Below are 14,981 nucleotides of genomic sequence, written 5' to 3' on the forward strand. Positions count from 1 at the left end.
TCATGATGCCCTCTGCACGGCCAGCGATCAGTCGCGCCACACTACCCACCACGCTGGACATCGAAGTCATGGATGAGCGCGGTGAGCGCCATCAGCAGTCCATTGCCGCCGAGCGCTCGCTGACCATCTATCTCAATCGACGCGAGATCGTCACCTTGATGACTCTGGGTGCCGAACCTGAGGCGCTGGTGGCCGGTTATCTGCGCAATCAGGGCCTGCTGGGTGAGCTTGAGGACCTCGAGGCGCTGCAGGTTGACTGGGAAGTCGAGAGCGCCTCGGTGGTGACGCGTCATCTGCCCGAGGATATCGAGCAGCGCCTCGGCAAGCGCACCGTGACCACCGGCTGTGGGCAGGGCACGGTGTTCGGCAATCTGCTGGAGCGCCAATCACTGGCCGCGCTGGACGCAGGCCCCTTCAGTCAGGCCTTGTTGTATCGCCTGCTGGAGGCGCTGGCAGCGCACAACGCGACCTATCGCAAGGCCGGTGCGGTTCACGGTTGCGCCCTGTGTCGGGATGATGAAGTGCTGGCGTTCATCGAGGATGTCGGCCGCCACAACGCCGTCGATACGCTGGCGGGGCTGAGCTGGTTGGCGCCCCTGAGTGATGATGCCAGTGATTATCAGGGGGCCAACATCTTCTACACCACCGGTCGTCTGACTTCCGAGATGGTACTGAAGGTGGCTCAAGCGGGGATCTCGGTGCTGGTCTCGCGTTCGGGCGTCACGCAGAAGGGAGTGGAGCTGGCGGAACGCTTTGGCGTGCTGTTGATCGCGCGCGCCAAGGGGCGCCACTTCCAGGCGGTGGACCCTGCCGAGCGGCTGGTGCTGGACGCCATCCCGCCGCTGCGTGCCGGCGACGCTCTCAAGTCATCGCGCCATGACGCGTCAGGCAAGCCATCTTCAGCAGACGGCGCAGCCGGACATGACAAGGGGGCGCAGTGATGAGTCGTCTTTCTTCGCCGCTGGGCGTCGTACCCTCACAGAGCTTTTCCTCTGAACTCGGCGCACCTTCAGGTGGCTCTGTCGCTGAGTCTTCAGGCGAGGCCCTGAATGCGGCCACCGGCCGGCAGGCTCCGGTCCCCCACGACAACCCCTTTCTGACGGTGCAGGAAGTTGCGCGCCTGCTGCACCTCAACGAGAAGAAGATCTATCAGCTGGCCAGTGACGGCACCATGCCGGCGACCAAGGTGACCGGCAAGTGGTTGTTTCCGCGGCGCCTGGTGGAGCAATGGATTCTCGAGTCCAGCCATCATGGTGTGCTGGCGGATCGCCTGATGATCACCGGCAGTGATGACCCGCTGCTGGCTGCGCTCTCCATGCGTCTCAATCAGCAGCACGCCGGTAGCGCCTTCTATGGCATGAGCGTCACCGGCACGCGTCTGGGGCTTGATCTGCTCAGCCAGGGGCGGGCTGATGTCTGCGCCATTCACTGGGGGCGTGCGGAGGAGGCGGCGCTGCGTCATCCGGCGCTGATTCGCGGGCATGATGGCTATCGTCAGTGGGTGATGGTGCGGCTTGCGCGCCGTACCCAGGGGCTGATCATCCGCAACGACGATCGACATCTGTCCATCGACCCCAGCGGCCTGTTCGGTTCGCAGCGGCGTTGGGCGGTGCGACAGGAGGGGGCCGGTTCGCAGCGCTTCCTGCAGGAGTGGCTGTCTGGCCATCAGATGCGTGCCGAGCAGCTCAACACCCTGGCGATCGCCTATTCCGAGCGTGAAGTGGCCTCGATGGTGGCGCGGGGCGAGGTGGACGTCGGCCCCGGTACGCTGTCGGCCGCCAATGAGTTCGGCCTCGGCTTCGTGCCGGTCTGTGAAGAGGCCTTCGACCTGGTGGTACCGCGCAATGTCTACTTCCGCGATCTCTTCCAGGGGTTGCTGGACTATCTGGCCACGCCGAATGGTATCCAGCTGGCGCAATCCCTCGGTGGCTATGATCTGCGCGAATGCGGTCAGTTGATCTGGCGCGGCGATGCCGCACAGCACGATTGAAGTGCTCGGTACGCTGAACACCCAGCGGGTGCTGGCGGTCAGGACTCGGCGCAAGCCATGAGTGTCTTTACGACATCCAGAAAAATCGCCCATTAGCGCATGGCTAGTGGGCGATTTTTTTTATTTCGGGCTGACGGCGAGCATGGTCAAGCAAGTCATTGTTTTGAATGGATCGGCCAGGTGACGCTCGCGTGAAGGCTATCTTTACGGTTTAGCTTCTCGCCAGCGCGTCATGTGGCTTATTTCAGCTCAGCTTTGCTCACGTCAACACAGCCCAGCTCACTTCAAATCAGCTCAGCTCGGATCCGAATCATTGCGAGTGCACACCGACAGCACGATGGCATCTTCTTCGCTGGTAGAAACCAGAGCGTGACCCATGTCGGAGTCGAAATAGATGCTGTCGCCATCGCCCAGCGGCAGGGGTTCATAGAATTCCGAATAGAGCAGAATACTGCCCGCCAATACCATCAGGAACTCCTCGCCGTCGTGACGCACCCAGTCGGGGAAGTCATCGAAGCTGCGCGCACGCACGCGAGTCTTGAAGGGAATCATGCGTTTCTGCGCCAGCTGCCAGGACAGTAGCTCGTGCTCATAGGTCGGCGTCGGGTGTGACTTGCCATCACCGACGCGCGTCAGATCGCGACGCCCGAGAGTGCCACTCTGGCGCTTGGGCGGGCTCAGCAGCTGCGGCAGGTCGATGTTGAGACCATGAATCAGCTTCTGTACCGCCGTGAAGGTCGGCGAGATCTGCTCATTCTCGATCTTGGACAATGTCGAGCGTGCTAGTCCCGTGCGCTGGCTGACATCTTCCAGCGTCCAATGATGGGAGAGGCGGATCTGCTTCACGCGTTCGCCAAGCTTCAGGGGCTCAACGAAGGGTTTGCGGCCGGAGGCGATCCGGACGGCGGCGTCCTTGTCTGTCGGTGTGCTCATGAGAGTGGCTTCGCTATGGGCGTGATATTGGCGGCGCACGACATTGAGTGTCGCAGCGCTGTCAGCTGGCGATAAAGTTTACTATCGGAAACTTTATCGCCAGCTTATCACAGCATGGCAAGCGCGCATCATCCCGACACGTAGCCAACATGGCTGTCCGCGACACCGAAGGCTCGCTGGTACTCCCTTGATGCAGCGACAGGTTTCCTGGCTGCGGGAAACCTGTCGTGAGGTGTGGAGTGCGCCAGGGGAAAAGTTACCGGTGCGGGGGATGCCCAGCGCTAGAACAGCCGGGCACTAGAGCAGCCAGACGCTAGAACAGCGGGTGGTCACGCTCATCCTCGGCGGGCTTGGCAAGCGGCGGCTGGACGCCGTCTGGTGTGCCAGAGGCGGAGCGGGGTGGAAGGGCATCGACGGTGGGAGGCGCGAGATCGAGCTGGTCTGATGGGTGCTGGTCGGGGCACTGGCTGCCGGCACGTGCATCGAGGCCATCCTGCATCGGCAAGCCCGCCAGCGCCTTGAGATGCGCCTCGGTGCTGCGCCCCAGCGCCTCCAGGCAATACCCGCCCTCCAGCACGGAGACGATACGCCCGTGGCAGTGACGCCGCGCGACATCCATCGCCAGCAGGGTGACCCAGTAATAGTCGTCATCTTCCAGGCACAGTTCCGCCATCGGGTCTTCGCGGTGTGCATCAAAGCCCGCCGAGATCAGGATCAACTCCGGCTTGAAGTCATCAAGCTTCTTCAGCCATTGGGCTTCAATGGCGCGCCGGAAGGCCAGTGAGCCGCTGCCTTCGCTCAGGGGCGTGTTGTGGATGTGCTCCCAGCGGCTCTCCAGGTAGCGCCACGGGTACATGGCGTCCTGAAAGGAGGAGCACACCAGCGTATCGGGATCATGCTTGAAGATATCGACGGTGCCGTTGCCCTGGTGCACATCGAAATCGAGGATCGCGATGCGCTTCACGCCGTAATGCTGGCGGGCGTGCAAGGCGCCCACCGCCACGTTGTTGTAGAAGCAGAAACCCATCGCATCGGCGCGTTCGGCATGGTGGCCCGGTGGGCGCACGGCGCAGAAGACGTTGTCGGCCTGATCGCGCATCACCTGGTCGACCCCGCGTACTACCGCGCCGGCGGCCAGTCGCGCCGCGACCAGGCTATCGGCACACATCACGGTGTCTTCGTTGATGGTCAGCAGCTGCCCGGCCTGGGGCGGACATTTCTCCAGCGCCTGCAGGTGGCGCATGGGGTGCACGCGCGCCAGCTGCTCAAGCGTTGCCGCTCGCGCACTGTATTGCTGGACATGCTGAATCACGCCGCTCAGCGCCAGCTGACGCTCGATGGCCTGCAGACGCAGTGGGCTTTCGGGATGGGTGGGGCCCATGAAATGCTGACCGCAGTCGCGATGGGATATGTAGGAGGTGATCATCGGCATGCCTGCGTGAGTGTGCGGGTCATAATGGTCTGCACCATGACGTAACAGTAAGAGTCGTCAATGGCATGAGCCAGTCGCCGATGGTCTACCTTGTTTCACGCATGAAGGGCGCGAGGATGGCTGTTCAGACCTGCGCTTTCGCGGCATGCTGCTCATATCGCGCTGACGAGGCGCAACCGCTGACAGGACAAGCCTATGGGAACGCGATTTCTGCGCAATTTCTTCGAGCCCGCCAGTATCGTGGTGATCGGTGCCTCGGAAAAGCCGCATTCACTGGGCGGGCAGGTACTGCGCAATCTGCTTGAAGGGAGCTTCAAGGGCGCCCTGACGGTGGTCAACCCCAAGGGATATGAGACGGTGCATGGCGTGGCGTGCGTCAAGCGGGTCAGTGAGCTGGAGCAGGTGCCGGACCTGGCCATTCTGTGCTCACCGCCGGATACCTTGCCGCGTGTGGTCGAGAAGCTGGGCCGGCGCGGCGTCAAGGCGGCGCTGCTGATTTCGGGAGGTGTCGCGCCGACACCGGTCAGCTCGCTGGCCCGCGTCACCGGCAAGGGGCTTGAGATGCTGTCACGCCGCGACGGGCTGAACTTCTCTGCCCCGCGCCTGCCGGGCATTCACAGGTCCACTACGGGCAAGCCAGGCCCCGATCCCTCCGTCACCGAGGCGTCGTCTTTGAATGAGGCCGGCGAGCCTGGCGCGTCGAGCGCCGAGCGCTACCCGCGGATCGCCGACAGCACGGACGACGTGCTGGATGCCTCGCAGGCACGAGAGCCGGGGGCCGAGGTTCCGCGTATCCACCGTGATCAGGAAAGCCTCAACAGTCGGTTGCTCAAGGCCGCACGAGGCAGTGGGATCCGCCTGCTCGGGCCGGAATGCATGGGCATCTGCGTGCCCAACCGTCACCTGAACGCCTCCTTCAGCGGGCAGCCTGTCGCCAAGGGCAAGGTCGCCTATCTCGGTCAGTCGGGGATGCTGGGCAATGCGATGATCGACTGGGCGGCGGGGCGCGGCATCGGCTTCTCGCATCTGGTGACCCTGGGCGACAGCGTCGATGTGATGCTGCCCGATCTGATCGACTACCTGAACCAGTACGGGCCGTCGCAGGCCTTGTTGTTGCACCTGGAGCGCATTCACGACCCGATGCATTTCATGACCGCGCTGCGCGAGGCGTCCCGCAATCGGCTGGTGCTGGCGATCAAGAGCGGTCGTACCCCAGAAGCCGACCTGTTCGGCACACATGTCACGCGTGGGGTGCCCAATCGCGACCGGATCGTCGATGTTGCCCTCGCGCGTGCCGGGGTGGTGCGCGTCAATGACAGCGAAGACATGTTCGATGCGCTGGAGACACTGAATCGCATGAAGCCGTTGCGCGGTGATCGGCTGGCGATCGTCTCCAATGGGTTGGGCCCGGCCTTGCTGGCCATCGACAAGCTGATGGCGGGTGGCGGCAAGCTGGCCGAGCTGAGCGAGGAGAGCCGCCAGGCGCTGCTCAAGGCCGAGCTGGATGTCAGCCTGCCGGGGCGCAATCCGGTGGATCTGGGCGGCAATGCCACGCCGGAAGACTTCCTGGCCGCGGTCAACATCGTGGCCAATGACCGTGGCGTGGACGCCGTGCTGGTCGTGCATGCGCCGACACGCCTTGCTCCCTCACGGGCAACGGCCGAGGCGCTGGTGGCGCATCGCAAGCAATTCCGACGCAACCTGCTGACCAGCTGGATGGGGCTCGAGCAGGCACTTTCGGCCCGCCATGAATGCCATCTGGCCGGCATCCCGACCTATCTGTCGCCGGAGAAGGGCGTCAAGGCCTTCCTGCAGATGGTCGATTACCACCGTGTGCAGACACTGTTGCAGCAGACGCCGCCGAGTCTGGCCTTCTCGACCAGTGCCGAGATCCGCGCCCGCGCCCATGACCTGGTGCACAGTGCGCGGCGTGCCGGCCGTGAATGGTTGACTCACTCGGAGACGGCGCAGGTGCTCGATACCTACGGTATCGCGACCGCGCCTAGCCGCTATGTGCTCGACGCCGCCGAAGGCGCGCGCGCCATCGTCGAGTTGCAGCGTTCTGCCACGGATGACGACAAGCTTTCTCGCCAGGGCCCCTATGCGCTGCGCGTGGTGCATGAACACAACAGCCAGCCGTTCCGCTATCGCCGCTACCCACAGCGGCTGTCTTCCGGCGTGGTGCAGGACCTTTCCGGTCCGGAGGATATCGCGCTGGCGATTCGCCGCATCACCCAGAAGGTGGCGGAGGGCGATGCCGAGCGTGGCCGCAGTGACCACGAGCGCACGCGCATTCATGAGTTCTGCCTGCAGCCGATGCAGCGTGGCAAACACTCGCTGCAGTTGAGCGCAGGCATCACGCGCGATGACGAATTCGGCCCGGTGATCGTGTTCGGTATCGGCGGTTACAAGGTCAATGTGCTGGCGGACCGCCAGGTGGCCTTGCCGCCCCTCAACATGACACTGGCGCGTGAGCTGATCTCGCGCAGCCATGCCTCCCGCCTGATCGCCGAGCACTCGCCGGACCCGGAGCGCGATTTCGAGCGCGTCAGCACGCTGTTGATCAAGCTCTCACAGTTGGCATCGGATTTGCCTGACATAAGAGGGTTGGAAATCAATCCGTTGTTGCTCAACCGCGAGGAGGCCGTGGCAGTGGATTTCGCACTGGATCTCGGCAAACCGGCCCGTTTCGCGATCATGCCGTATCCGGAGGAGCTGCGTGAATGGGTGTCGCTGGACAATGGCATGCACGTCGAGGTGCGCCCGATACGCGGCGAGGATGCGCCCTTGATCACGGCCTTCCATGCGCGGCTCTCCGAGGAAAGCATTCGTTTCCGCTACTTCCATCACAAGGCGGCGCTGACGCAGCGAGACCTCGCGTTGCTCGCCCAGATCAATTACGACCGCCAGATGGCCTTCATCGCCGAGCGTGAAGTGGAAGCCCAGTCAGGTGAGTCGCCGCAGCGCGAGATGCTGGGGGTGGTGCGGGTATGGAATGACCCGGACAACATTCGTACCGAGTTCTCCGTCATCATCCGGGATGACATGCAGGGCGAGGGGATAGGCAGTCTGCTGATGGAGAAGATGCTGCGCTATTGCCGCTCGCTGGGCACGCTGGAGATGGTCGGCAAGATCATGATCGACAACCACCCGATGCGTGCCCTGATGAAGCACCTCGGCTTCACCTGTCGCTACAACATGGAGGAGCAGGTCATCGATGCCAGCATCCGTCTCAACGAGCCAGTCAGTGATTGGCAGCGCCTGAGGCTGGAAGCCAAGGCCTGATGCGCCTTGATGGTGCAAGGGCCTGTTGATAGGCGTGTGCCTGGGCTTGTTGATAGGCGTGTGCGGGGGTTGTTCAAGGGCGCGTGCGCGGGCTTGCCAGGCGGTTCTCGGCAACACGCAATGCGTCAGGGGAGGGAGAGTAATAGACCAATAACACCATGCAATGTCGTGATTCAGGGAGGTATCAGCAAGAAGCGTCAAGGGCATACCACCTTGGTCGTATAAACGTCTGTTCGTGTTTGAGCGCTTATCAATAAAACTGTATTGTAATTACAAATATAAGAATCCTTTATGGATAATGGCGCAGGGGATGACACAGTATTCTGTCAGTAGGTCGGCAAGCGAAGCTTGCGGCCAGATTGCGCGATGTCAGCGGCAGGGCGAGCCATTCTCCCTGCTGGATTGAGTGCGTAATGGACAGAATCCGTGGATATTTCCTGCCCGCTGACGACAGGAAAGCCAATGACTGACACTCGCGACGTGAAGATTCGAGTGCGCAATCTGAGCAAGGTATTCGGCAATCAGCCCGACAAGGCGCTCAAATTGCGTGATGAGGGCATGAAACGCCCCGAGATTCTCGAGAAGACTGGCCAGACGTTGGGGCTTTCCAACGTGGACTTTGATGTGATGGAAGGCGAGTTGCTGGTCATCATGGGGCTGTCCGGCTCCGGGAAATCGACCCTGATCCGCTGCCTGAACCGGTTGATCGAGCCGACGGAGGGCGAGATCCTCATCGACGGCGATGATGTCGCCAAGCTGGATGACAAGTCGCTACTGCGCTGTCGCCGCAAGCATTTCTCGATGGTGTTCCAGAATTTCGCGCTCTTCCCGCATCGCACCGTGCAGCAGAATGCCGAGTTCGGGCTTGAAGTGCGTGGCGAGGAGAAGGAAGTCTGTTATCAGCGCGGTCGTGATGCGCTCAAGCAGGTCGGCCTTGATGGCTGGGAAGATGCCTACCCCAGCCAGCTCTCCGGCGGCATGCAACAGCGCGTCGGCCTGGCGCGAGCGCTGGCCAACGACTCCACGGTGCTGTTGATGGATGAAGCCTTCTCGGCGCTTGATCCCCTGATCCGCAAGGACATGCAGCAGGAATTGCTGGCACTGCAGCACAAGATGAAGAAGACCACCATCTTCATCACCCACGATCTTGATGAAGCCCTCTCCATCGGCGACCGCATCATCCTGCTCAAGGATGGCGAGATCGTGCAGATCGGCTCCCCCGAAAGCATCCTCACTTCCCCGGCCAATGATTATGTGGCGCGCTTCGTCGAAGGCGTCGACATGTCACGCATCCTCACTGCCCGCTCGGCGATGACCGATGTGCGTGCCACCGCACGCGATGATGATGGCCCGCGCACGGCGCTGCGCAAGATGGGCGACAACGGCCTCGACAGCCTGTTCGTGGTGCGTCGTGATCGCACCGTGCTCGGGATCATCACCGCCGAGGATACCGAGCGTGCCGTGCGCGAGAATCTCACCGATCTTACGAGCATCATCCACTCCGATTGCTGTCAGGTCTCGCCGGAAGAACCGCTGCACAACCTGTTCGCGATGTTTGCCGGTCATCACCATCCGCTGGCGGTGGTCGATGAGCAATCCCGCCTGTTGGGCGTGGTGATCAAAGGGTCCGTACTCGCGGAACTGGCGGAAGCAGGGGAGGCACACGCATGAGCGACGCAACCGGTTTTACCATCCCGAAGATAGAGCTGGGTGACTGGATCGAGACGGGTCTGGATTACCTGACGACCAACTACTCCAGCATCACGCGCGGCATTTCCAAGTTCACCGAGACCGGCATCGACGTCCTGAACGATGCGCTGATGTGGCTGCCCGAGTGGGCGCTGATCGCTCTGGTGACGCTGCTGTGCTGGCGGCTGGCCGGCACGCGCCTGGCCATCGGTTCCGTACTGGGGCTGGGACTGATCTGGAACCTGGATCTGTGGGACCCGATGATCGAATCGCTGACCCTGGTGGTGATCGCCACCCTGGTCGCCGTGGTCATCGCGGTACCGCTGGGGATACTGGCGGCACTCTCGGACCGCTTCTACAAGGTCATCATGCCGGTGCTGGATTTCATGCAGACGATGCCGGCCTTCGTCTACCTGATTCCGGCGATTCCCTTCTTCGGCATCGGCTCGGTCTCCGCCATCTTCGCCACCGTGATCTTCTCGATGCCACCGGCGATTCGCTTCACCACGCTGGGCATTCGTCAGGTGCCCAATGACCTGATCGAGGCGGCCGATGCCTTCGGGGCCACCCGCAGCCAGAAGCTCTTCAAGCTGCAGCTGCCGCTTTCCCTGCCCACCGTGATGGCCGGCATCAACCAGACCATCATGCTGGCACTGTCGATGGTGGTGATCGCGGCCATGATCGGCGCCGATGGCCTGGGGAATGAGGTCTGGAAAGCCATCCAGCGCCTGCGTCCGGGAGATGGTTTCGAAGCGGGCATCGCGGTGGTCATCCTGGCCATGCTGCTCGACCGCCTGACCCAGACCTTCAGCAAGGAAAAGAAGCCCCGTTCATGAGGGGATTCACCAGTGGCCTCCGTGCGCTTTGTGGCGATGCGGAGGCCGCTTCGAGCACTTCCATACCCGACTCAACGTTTGGCCGTCGACACGCGTTTTTCGACAGACGTGCTTCGATAAACAATGAGTAAATTCGAATAAAGGGGAAATGATGAACAAGCAAGATGCCTCCCGCACTACCTTGAACGTCACCGCGAAGATGAATGCCGCCACCAAGGCATTGCTGCTCGGCGCTGTCATGTCCTCCTCACTGGCCGGGGCAAGCGCCGTGTATGCCGCCGGTGACAAGGGCGATGTGACGTTGGCCTACGTCGAATGGTCCTCTGAAGTCGCCTCCACCAATGTGGTCAAGGCGGTGCTCGAATCGCAGGGCTACAACGTCGAACTCAAGGCGCTGTCTGCGGCGGCGATGTTCCAGGCAGTCGCCTTCGGCGATGCCGATGGCATGGTCGGTGCGTGGCTCCCCACCACCCACGAAGACTACATGGCCAAGATCGCCGACAAGGTCGACGACCTGGGCGTCAATCTCGAAGGCACCAAGCTGGGGCTGGTCGTGCCGTCCTACAGCAAGCTCGAGACCATCGACGACATCAAGACCCACGCCGATGACATCGATGAGCGCATCGTCGGCATCGAGCCGGGCGCAGGCCTGACGCGTCTGACCGAGCAGGTGCTGGAGGACTATGATCTTGAGGACATCGATCTGACCACCGGCAGCGGCGCGACCATGACCGCCGCGCTGAGCAATGCGATCAAGGGTGAGCGTGAGATCGTCGTCACCGGCTGGACGCCGCATTGGATGTTCGCCCGCTGGGACCTCAAGTACCTGGATGACCCGAAGGGCGTCTACGGCGGTGCCGAGGAGATTCACACCCTGGCGCGCAAGGGACTCGAGGAAGACATGCCGGAGGTCTACGCGATTCTCGACAACTTCGCCTGGACGCCGGCTGACATGGGCGAAGTGATGCTCAACAACCAGGAAGATGACGCCGACCCCTACGAGACCGCCAAGGCGTGGGTGGAAAGCCATCAGGATATCGTCAAGGAATGGCTGCCGGCCGCGGCTGAGTGATGCCTGACGCATGACTCGCTGAGTCATGAATGACGAAACGCCCCCACAGGGTCTCCTGTGGGGGCGTTTCGTTGTGTGCCTGCAAATGACGCGTCGCTCACACTCGGCGGGCTCAGACTTGATCAGAACGGGCGGGCTCAGAGCGGACTGGCTCAGAAAGGACAGGGACTGCGCACTTCCATGCGCTCACCGCTCACCGGGTGATCGAAGCTGATCATCTCGGCATGTAGCATCAGGCGCTCGGCCATGAAGTAGGCCTCATCCGTCGCATAGAGGTCGCAGCCCAGGATCGGGTGGCCGATCTGCTGGCTATGGATGCGCAACTGATGCGTGCGGCCTGACACCGGCGTGAATTCGACTCGCGTGCGCGCCGGATTCTCCAGGCGCTCGATGACGCGGAAATCACTGATGGCGGTCTTGCCGGTCTCGTGGCAGATCTTCTGCAGCGGGAACTGGTCGACGTCCTTGGCGATGGGCAGCGAGATTCGCCCGCTGTCCTCCGCAAGATGGCCATGCAGGATCGCGGTGTAGGATTTGCCGATGTTGCGGTCCTGAAACTGGCGCGTCAGGTTGCCGTTGGCCGGCTTGTTGAGCGCGACCAGCATGATGCCTGAGGTGCCGAAATCCAGCCGATGCAGCAGCTTGGCGCTGGGGTATTCCTTGACCAGGCGATGATGCAGCGAATCCAGATTGAGCGGATGCTTGCCGGAAAGGCTGAGCAGGCCACTGGGCTTGTGGATCAGCAGGATGTCATCGTCGGCGTACAGCACCGCGTAGGTTTCGTGGCAGACGGGAACGATGAACGGGTCGGCTTGTGGCTGCATAAGGGCTCGTCAGTGACATCAAGGAGGGCGGGGCGAAGCGGCAAGTGGGGCAAGCGCTGGCGTGGTCTAAAGCACGATATCCTGCCAGTGATACTCATACTCATCGTCCTCACCATCCTCTGGCGCACGACCGATGAAGAGGCTGGCGGTGAAGGCGCGCACGAAGATCACCTGGCTGCCATCCAGTGCGGTCAGCAATTCACCTTTCTTTAGCTTCTTGATCTTGCGCTTGCGCGTCGCGGCAGCATCACGCGCCGCGCGGGTGTCGGCGCGCCATCGGGCGGCAATCTCACCGGGCGCTGTCGACTGTTCGAGCAGCTCTTCCGGGCATTGCAGCGGAATGTCTGGCGTGCCCTCGTCACGGATATGGTATTCCCAGCGGCTGGGGTCCCCGTTCCTGGGTGCCTGCATCAGGTGCTGGCGAATGAAGGTATGGCCGTGAGGATGTTCCAGCACGGTATACAGCACATTGCCGACCACGGCGTGATCGACCAGCGAGATGCCATGACTGTCTGACGGCGTATAGCCGGCCAGCAGACGGTCTACCAGTGTCTGACGTGCCACCTTGGGGGTGCCGCTGTCATCCCAGGCCATGAAGCCTCCAATCTGAGCGTGTCTGGCATCGCAGGCCATGCCGTATGTGTCGTGAAAGACGCAGGCACATGGCATGCAAGAGGCCGAAAGGGCGGCCATTGTCCGGTTTGTGTCCCGTGAGGGCAAGCCGCTGACCGCGCGAATCTGCACCTGCGGGGTCTCAAGGCTAGCGCAAGCGTTAACACAAGCGGCAACCCGGACGGTAACCCGAACGGCAACGCAAGAGGCCCCGCATGAGCGGAGCCTCGAGAAGAGCGCTGTGTTGGCGCAGACTGGCTATCGGCACAGACTGGCTAGCGGGTCAGGGTGCCAGCAGTTGCTTGTGCCATTCGCCGTCTTCCGTGTCCAGGCGCTGGTAGCGCACGCGATCGTGCAGGCGCGAGGGCTGCCCCTGCCAGAATTCGATCATCTCCGGCACTACGCGATAGCCGCCCCAATGCTCCGGACGCGGCACCTCGGTGGTGGCATAGACCTGCTCGAAGCGTCCCTGGCGCTCGCTGAGCCATTCGCGATCGGGAATCTCGACACTCTGCTGGGAGACCCAGGCGCCCAGCTGGCTTTCCTTGGGGCGTGAGGCGAAGTACTGATCGGAGGTTGAGTCCGCGACTTTCTCGACGCTGCCTTCGATACGCACCTGGCGCTCCAGCGCGGGCCACCAGAAGGTCAGCGCGGCGAAGGGCACATTGGCCAGTTCGCTGCCCTTGTGGCTCTGATAGTTGGTATAGAAGATGAAGCCTTCACTGTCGCAGCCCTTGAGCAGCACGATGCGCGCATGCGGCTTGCCCTGGCTGTCGACGGTGGAGAGCGTCATGACATTGGCGTCGTTGTCATCGGCGGACAGGGCGCTGGTCAACCACTCCTGAAACAGCTCTAAGGGCTCCAGCGGTGTGTTCGCAAGGCTCAGGCCATCACCGGAATAGGTTCTGCGCACATCGGCGATATCGCGGTTCATGGTGGGCTCCCTTGATGAATTGCTCATGTAATGACATGACTGTGACCGCTCACGTGCTGGATCGCAAGCCTCAGACACCGCCCAGCTGCAGCCACGCCATGTAAAGCCCGGTACCGACGGCAATCGAGAGCAGCGCATTGCGTCGCCACAGATGCAGTCCCGCCACGCAGAGGGCCGCGACCAGCATGCCGGCGCCCTCGGCACTCTCAAGCCAGCTTTGCCAGGCCGAGATACGGTGCGCGGACTCTGACATGTCAGGCAGTTGCATGGCCGACAGCGAGACGATGATCAGCACGACCATCACGATGGCCGGCAGATAGCGGCCCATGTGCAGAATCAGCGGATGGGCCGAATGGCGGGACAGGAACACGAAGGGCAGCGCGCGCGTGGCGAAGGTCGCACCGGCTGACACGGCGATCAAAAGCAAGGCCTGCAAGGTCGTCATGGGGTAGTGTGCTCCGAGGCTTGATTGTGCTCAGTCTGGCACGCGCCAGACTTGCCTTGATGGCGATGATCGTCACGCGAGGCGTGCTTGCTGTGTGGCTGGTGTTTGCCACGCTGGTAATGATACTGCCCGAGCAGGAGCGCGCAGGCTGCCGCGATGCTGCCCAGCAACAGCTGATCTTCCGGCAGCAGCCACAGGCCCGCGAGCGTGACCACCAGGCCGAGCATGAAGGGCCAGCGCTCGCGCAGGGCGAACCATTGTTCGATGCCCAGCACCACGAACAGCGCCGTCAACGCGAACTCGATGCCGCTGCTGTCAAAGCTGAGCTGTCCAGCTGCCAGCCCCAGCAGCGTCCCCAGTACCCACCAGGATTGGTTGAGGCAGGTGATGCGCAACATCAGGCGCTGGTCATCACGGCGCGCCACGGGATCATCGCGTTCGCCGCTGCGTGGCAGGCTGGCAAGCAGTGAGTAGGTTTCATCGGTCAGCCCGAAGATGAGGTAGAGCTTGCCAAGGCCCGCCGCGCGGAAGCGCTCCAGCAGCGACAGGCCGTAGAAGAGGTGACGCGAATTGAGCAGCAGCGTGGCCACGAAGACCTCGGTGATGCCGGCTCCCGCACCGAGCAATGCCACCGCCAGAAACTGGCCGGCCCCGGCCAGGATGACCAGTGACATGAGAAGGCCCAGCCAGGGGCTCAAGGGCAGCTGGGTGAACAGCACGCCGAAGGCAGCGCCCAGCGGGATATAGCCGAACATCACCGGCAGGGTCTGGTTGAGTGCCTGTTGCCATAGGTGACGACCGCTGACTGGCTGCCGGGGAGGCGAGCCCGCACCGGCGGTGTCGTCCCGGGAGGCGTGCGAGGTACTGGCCGTGGAAGGCGATGACATGGCGAGAGTTCCGTTCTGCGCAGGCGCGGTGAAGACGGGCGG

General features: G+C 62.5%; 12 protein-coding genes and 1 pseudogene. 6 read left to right on the plus strand and 7 right to left on the minus strand.

Annotated features, from left to right (window positions below; all coding sequences use genetic code 11):
- The first annotated feature begins 5 nt into the window (after nt 1-5).
- Nucleotides 6-941 carry a formate dehydrogenase accessory sulfurtransferase FdhD gene (locus HA399_RS08155; RefSeq protein WP_404326929.1) on the plus strand — a complete coding sequence of 312 codons (936 nt, stop codon included), beginning with the start codon at nt 6-8 and terminating at the stop codon, nt 939-941.
- The gene (locus tag HA399_RS08160) at nt 941-1,990 is read left to right on the plus strand and encodes a substrate-binding domain-containing protein (RefSeq protein ID WP_404326788.1); all 1,050 of its coding nucleotides are present in this window, start codon (nt 941-943) and stop codon (nt 1,988-1,990) included. The genes HA399_RS08155 and HA399_RS08160 overlap by 1 nt, the downstream gene beginning before the upstream one ends.
- Nucleotides 1,991-2,284: 294 nt before the next feature.
- Here the strand turns inward: HA399_RS08160 and HA399_RS08165 are convergent, their stop codons facing one another.
- Nucleotides 2,285-2,923: a helix-turn-helix domain-containing protein gene (locus HA399_RS08165; protein ID WP_043333550.1), complete on the minus strand. Its 639-nt coding sequence runs from the start codon at nt 2,921-2,923 to the stop codon at nt 2,285-2,287.
- A gap of 493 nt (nt 2,924-3,416) precedes the next feature.
- Nucleotides 3,417-4,349, minus strand: a pseudogene (locus tag HA399_RS08170) (histone deacetylase family protein); the annotation flags it as partial.
- A gap of 201 nt (nt 4,350-4,550) precedes the next feature.
- Here HA399_RS08170 and HA399_RS08175 point away from each other — a divergent pair.
- The 4 genes from HA399_RS08175 (at nt 4,551) to HA399_RS08190 (ending at nt 11,237) form a co-directional block, all read left to right on the plus strand.
- Nucleotides 4,551-7,640 carry a GNAT family N-acetyltransferase gene (locus HA399_RS08175; RefSeq protein WP_404326790.1) on the plus strand — a complete coding sequence of 1,030 codons (3,090 nt, stop codon included), beginning with the start codon at nt 4,551-4,553 and terminating at the stop codon, nt 7,638-7,640.
- Between the two features lie 462 nt (nt 7,641-8,102).
- Entirely contained in the window at nt 8,103-9,311 is a 1,209-nt protein-coding gene (locus tag HA399_RS08180; protein ID WP_404326791.1) for a glycine betaine/L-proline ABC transporter ATP-binding protein, read from the plus strand.
- Nucleotides 9,308-10,165, plus strand: a complete 858-nt coding sequence (locus HA399_RS08185; protein ID WP_043333557.1) for a proline/glycine betaine ABC transporter permease — start codon at nt 9,308-9,310, stop codon at nt 10,163-10,165. Before HA399_RS08180 ends, HA399_RS08185 begins: the two co-directional genes overlap by 4 nt.
- A 151-nt stretch (nt 10,166-10,316) precedes the next feature.
- Entirely contained in the window at nt 10,317-11,237 is a 921-nt protein-coding gene (locus HA399_RS08190) for a glycine betaine ABC transporter substrate-binding protein (protein WP_404326792.1), read from the plus strand.
- Between the two features lie 152 nt (nt 11,238-11,389).
- On the opposite strand, the gene HA399_RS08195 is transcribed toward HA399_RS08190, so the two are convergent.
- From HA399_RS08195 to HA399_RS08215, 5 genes are all read right to left on the minus strand, one after another.
- Nucleotides 11,390-12,061: an RluA family pseudouridine synthase gene (locus tag HA399_RS08195; protein ID WP_404326793.1), complete on the minus strand. Its 672-nt coding sequence runs from the start codon at nt 12,059-12,061 to the stop codon at nt 11,390-11,392.
- Nucleotides 12,062-12,127: 66 nt separating this feature from the next.
- Nucleotides 12,128-12,655, minus strand: a complete 528-nt coding sequence (locus HA399_RS08200) for a hypothetical protein (protein WP_404326795.1) — start codon at nt 12,653-12,655, stop codon at nt 12,128-12,130.
- A 301-nt stretch (nt 12,656-12,956) separates the two neighbouring features.
- The gene (gene pdxH, locus HA399_RS08205; protein ID WP_404326796.1) at nt 12,957-13,607 is read right to left on the minus strand and encodes a pyridoxamine 5'-phosphate oxidase; all 651 of its coding nucleotides are present in this window, start codon (nt 13,605-13,607) and stop codon (nt 12,957-12,959) included.
- Between the two features lie 70 nt (nt 13,608-13,677).
- The gene (locus HA399_RS08210) at nt 13,678-14,052 is read right to left on the minus strand and encodes a branched-chain amino acid transporter permease (RefSeq protein WP_043333568.1); all 375 of its coding nucleotides are present in this window, start codon (nt 14,050-14,052) and stop codon (nt 13,678-13,680) included.
- On the minus strand, nt 14,049-14,939 hold the full coding sequence (locus tag HA399_RS08215; RefSeq protein ID WP_404326798.1) for an AzlC family ABC transporter permease: 891 nt from the start codon (nt 14,937-14,939) through the stop codon (nt 14,049-14,051). Before HA399_RS08215 ends, HA399_RS08210 begins: the two co-directional genes overlap by 4 nt.
- Between the last annotated feature and the right edge of the window lie 42 nt (nt 14,940-14,981).

Source organism: Cobetia sp. UIB-001, from assembly GCF_044789135.1.
GTDB lineage: Bacteria > Pseudomonadota > Gammaproteobacteria > Pseudomonadales > Halomonadaceae > Cobetia > Cobetia amphilecti.